The following is a 4081-nucleotide window of genomic DNA, read 5'->3' as shown; positions in this document are numbered from 1 at the left end:
ATGATTTCAGTGGGTTATTCTTGAGTCGGTTCAAATGTAAAGTGTTGAAGCTTAAGCATAACAAACGCCTCAAGAGGGACTGTCAACGCGCGGCGTTTCCAGTCCCATTGAGCCGCGGTGGTTTCGGCTGTTGTGTTTGAGTTTTGTGTTATGCGTTGCCAGCCCCTTAGGCGGGCGTTAGCCTTTATGAGCATTATGATGAAATTCTATTATTTCGGACGAGGGCTCGGCGGACGTTTCTACACATTTTGCCGAATTGATTGAGTTCATCGAACGTAGGAGATTGACCGCGATTGATTTGATGTTGCCAATATTGAAGTTCAGTGTCGACGAGCTCCATTAGTTTTTTTGGACATCCAAGACATGTATTATCAGTACCGCACTTAAATGTGTCTTCTTGATAGAGTGGAAATTCAGCTTGTACAGCATCAATAATCTGTTGCATTGCAGTAATTCTGTTGGGTTTCTTTGCCAACCTACCATTCCTATCTTGTGGGTTAAATAAAACAATGAATTGTAGTGTTGAAAATATCAATTTAACTTGATGTGTCAAGGCTAACAAGCGCCTCAAGAGGGACTGCCAACGCGTAGCGTTTCCACTTCCATTGAGCCGCGGTGGTTACAGTTGTTATGCTTGAGTTTGGTGTTATGCGTTGTCAGCCCCTTAGGCGGGCGTTATGGCGCAAGGTGAAAATGAAAGCCATCGTTGATTTAATTAGAAAAGATCCCATTCGACTTGAAGCACTGGAATGTGTTTACCAGCTGAAATTGTCTCAATGCTACATAGCCGCAGGTTTTGTGCGAAACCTTGTCTGGGACTCTTTACATCACAACGTAAAGCTGACTCCATTAAACGACATTGATGTCATTTTCTTCGATGCCGATTGTTTAGATTCAGATTATGAAAAATCACTTGAACTCAAGTTGTCGGAGCAAATGCCCCAGCTCAATTGGCAAGTGAAAAATCAAGCCAAGATGCACTTACAAAATGGCGACAATCCTTACCAAAACACATTGGATGCCATGAGCTATTGGCCTGAAAAAGAAACGGCGGTAGCAGTGAGAAAAGTCGAGCACGATCGTTACGAATGTATATCAGCCTTTGGTTTCGATAGTTTATTTCAAGGTTTCATCACACATAATCCTAAACGCGCATATGGGACGTTCGAAAATCGAGTAAAGTCAAAGGGTTGGTTAGTTATTTGGCCTAACTTAAGAATTGCGCCATAACAAACGCCTCAAGAGGGACTGTCAACGCGTGGCGTTTCCAGTCCCATTGGGCCGCGGTGGTTACGCTTGTTGTGCTTGGGTTTAGTGGTATGCGTTGCCAGCCCCTTAGGCGGGCGTTAAGTTTACTGGAGAAATAGTGTGGAAAAGTGGCTAGATTTTTATAGGCCCTACTTTGACTCAGAACCAGACTTAAGAAGTTTTGTTGAGCAATGTGAAGCGCTTAGCTTAGAAAATGATAATCATCGTGCGAAAGTCATGATGCACCAAGGTCAACGGCTGTCTACAATATCTAGTTCTATGGAATTGGTAGCATCAGGCAGAGATCCTTTAAAGTTAATGTTTCTTCTAATCGCGGCTGAAAATATCTCTAAACTGCATCTATCTGTTCATGAAGAAGGACGTTCTAAATTTCATGTTAAGCGTTTCTTCAATACATTCTGCAATGGCGAAGCTAAAAAAGAGTTAGTTGATAAAATTGAAGTAATTCGGAAGCCACGAGATCTTGATACTGTTGTAAGTGCTCTCTATAGCATTCGGTGTGATGTTGTTCATGAGGGGAATTATTGGAGCTTTGATTTTGCAAATGCTTATGGACCATCGATTTGGTCATCCAAAGATGGGAACCAAATTTTGAGTGTTCGACTCACATTCGAAGATCTTAAAGATATTGTAGTTAAGGGTATCATCTCAGCAGTCAAAGACATTCTTTGACACCGCAAACTTAACAAGCGCCTCAAGAGGGACTGTCAACGCGTAGCGTTTCCAGTCCCATTGAGCCGCGGTGGTTTCGGTTGTTGTGTTTGAGTTTAGTGGTAATGCGTTGCCAGCCCCTTAGGCGGGCGTTATGCTTAATCCATAAAAATCAGCAGGTTGTGATTGTCGATTCCTTTAGCATTTCGTTCATGTTTTGTCGGCAATTCAATATTGTTTTTCGCTGCCTAATGAAGCGGCAATGTGTCTGGCGCCGTAAATTCTGAGTGATTGCCTCATTGGAATGTTGAGTCTGCGCGAGGTTGGTATTGTTGTCTCAAGTCGCTTTGAGCAGTTTGGTGCCTTTACTTACAGGCTTAAAGTCTGTCGGCAATTAAGTATTGTTTTGCGCTGCCTAATGAAACGGCAATCTGTCTGTCGCTGTAATTTTCAGTGTCATTGCCTCATTGAGTTGTTGTGCCCATGCGTGGTGAGTGAGTTTGTCGGAGAGGTTTTCCACATTGACCTAGTTGCTAAGTGAAAGCCTGCATTGGTCAGCTCATAGGTAAAAGTTGAGCCAGTTCTAATTCAAGATAATTCGAAGTTTGGTCAATGATTTCAGTGAGTTATTCTTGAGTTGGTTCAAATGTAAAGTGTTGAAGCTTAAGCATAACAAACGCCTCAAGAGGGACTGTCAACGCGCGGCGTTTCCAGTCCCATTGAGCCGCGGTGGTTACGGTTGTTGTGTTTGAGTTTAGTGTTATGCGTTGCCAGCCCCTTAGGCGGGCGTTAGCATTCAAGGAGAGAAATTTGTATATTCCAGGGAAGTTTAAACAGGAAAAAATTGAAGAACTCGTAGGGTTGATACGCGAATATCCATTCGCAACAATCATTACTTTATCTGAGTCGGGGATTGATACTAATCATCTTCCGTTATGTCTGATGGAATTGGATGGGGAATTATATTTAAAAGGGCATATAGCTAAGGCTAACTCACTTTGGAAAACCACGGAGCCACAATCCGAAGCAGTAGTGATTTTTAATGGCCCCAACACCTATATATCCCCGAACAATTATCCGACTAAGAAAGAAAATGGTAAGGCTGTCCCCACGTGGAATTATGTTGTTGTACATGTGAAAGGAAAAATACGGTTCATTCATGACCCTCAGTGGATAGTTGGAGTTCTTAAGCGGTTAACTTCCGAGAATGAGCGAGAGCAGGTAGTACCGTGGTCGATGTCGGACGCCCCTGAATCATATATTCAGAACATGCTATCAGCGGTAGTTGGTATTGAAATTGCCATAGACTCCCTCAGTGGTAAATGGAAGTTGAGTCAGAACCAGTCAGAGATAAATCAAAAAGGTGTTGTCGATGGTCTATCGTCGAAAAGTGATACTAATTCGCAAGCCATCGCTTCAATGATGTGCACTAATCTTCAGCAAGAATGCTAACAAACGCCTCAAGAGGGACTGTCAACGCGTGGCGTTTCCAGTCCCATTGAGCCGAAGTGGTTACGGTTGCTGTGTTTGAGTTTAGTGGTTATGCATTGCCAGCCCCTTAGGCGGGCGTTAGCTTTTTAATTTAGCTCCAAGTTTATGAGGTAAAAATGGATTATCTTCTTCTGGTGTTGGGTCTGATTTTGTTGATTGTAGGGGCAGAAGGATTAGTTAAGGGAGCGGCCAGATTAGCAGCTAGAATTGGAATTCCGAGTCTTGTGATTGGTTTGACCGTTGTTGCCTTTGGTACAAGTGCTCCTGAGTTAGCCGTGAGTATCAACTCTGCTGTCTCAAATAAAACAGAGCTGGCAATCGCCAACGTCGTTGGCAGTAACATTTTTAATGTATTGTTTATTTTAGGCTTAGCCGCTGTTATCACACCATTAACCATTTCAAAGCAACTGATACGTCAAGATGTGCCAATAATGGTATTGGTGAGTGCACTTGTATTCTACATGGTGACGGATGGACTCCTGAGCTTGTGGGAAAGTGGGGCATTAGTTGTTTTATTAGTTACCTACACGGCTTTTCTTTTTGTGCAGGGCAAACGAGCTGAAATACAAACATTAGATACAAGTGATAACGAAGTGGCTTCGCTGACACAGGGGCATCATCCTGTATGGCAAAGTGCGTTATGGTTAATTATCGGCCTAACGCTTCTTAT

At 43.0% G+C, this 4081-nt stretch carries 6 protein-coding genes; 5 read left to right on the top strand and 1 reads right to left on the bottom strand.

What is annotated here, in order from left to right; translation table 11 throughout:
* Positions 1–193: 193 nt before the first annotated feature.
* The gene (locus D908_RS22865; protein WP_001085470.1) at positions 194–475 is read right to left on the bottom strand and encodes a hypothetical protein; all 282 of its coding nucleotides are present in this window, start codon (positions 473–475) and stop codon (positions 194–196) included.
* A 218-nt stretch (positions 476–693) separates the two neighbouring features.
* Between D908_RS22865 and D908_RS00175 the strand changes: the two genes are divergently transcribed.
* The 5 genes from D908_RS00175 to D908_RS00190 all read left to right on the top strand — a co-directional run.
* Complete coding sequence (locus D908_RS00175) at positions 694–1230, top strand: nucleotidyltransferase family protein (RefSeq protein ID WP_005527979.1); 537 nt, start codon at positions 694–696, stop codon at positions 1228–1230.
* Between the two features lie 138 nt (positions 1231–1368).
* The gene (locus D908_RS00180) at positions 1369–1941 is read left to right on the top strand and encodes a HEPN domain-containing protein (RefSeq protein ID WP_005527977.1); all 573 of its coding nucleotides are present in this window, start codon (positions 1369–1371) and stop codon (positions 1939–1941) included.
* Between the two features lie 283 nt (positions 1942–2224).
* Positions 2225–2461: a DUF3709 domain-containing protein gene (locus D908_RS21280; RefSeq protein WP_082321118.1), complete on the top strand. Its 237-nt coding sequence runs from the start codon at positions 2225–2227 to the stop codon at positions 2459–2461.
* Between the two features lie 269 nt (positions 2462–2730).
* Positions 2731–3372 carry an FMN-binding negative transcriptional regulator gene (locus D908_RS00185; protein ID WP_005527975.1) on the top strand — a complete coding sequence of 214 codons (642 nt, stop codon included), beginning with the start codon at positions 2731–2733 and terminating at the stop codon, positions 3370–3372.
* A 155-nt stretch (positions 3373–3527) separates the two neighbouring features.
* Positions 3528–4081 (top strand): sodium:calcium antiporter (locus tag D908_RS00190; RefSeq protein ID WP_005527973.1); only part of this gene is annotated, 554 nt, incomplete at its 3' end.

Source organism: Vibrio mimicus CAIM 602, assembly GCF_000338875.1.
In the GTDB taxonomy this organism is placed as follows: Bacteria; Pseudomonadota; Gammaproteobacteria; order Enterobacterales; family Vibrionaceae; genus Vibrio; species Vibrio mimicus.
This window is presented reverse-complemented; position numbering and strand designations above follow the sequence as displayed.

Bases quoted from the DNA above. Each gene is read 5' to 3' on its own strand.
- D908_RS00175 (WP_005527979.1), top strand. From the start codon at position 694: ATGAAAGCCATCGTTGATTTAATTAGAAAAGATCCCATTCGACTTGAA.
- D908_RS21280 (WP_082321118.1), top strand. From the start codon at position 2,225: ATGTTGAGTCTGCGCGAGGTTGGTATTGTTGTCTCAAGTCGCTTTGAG.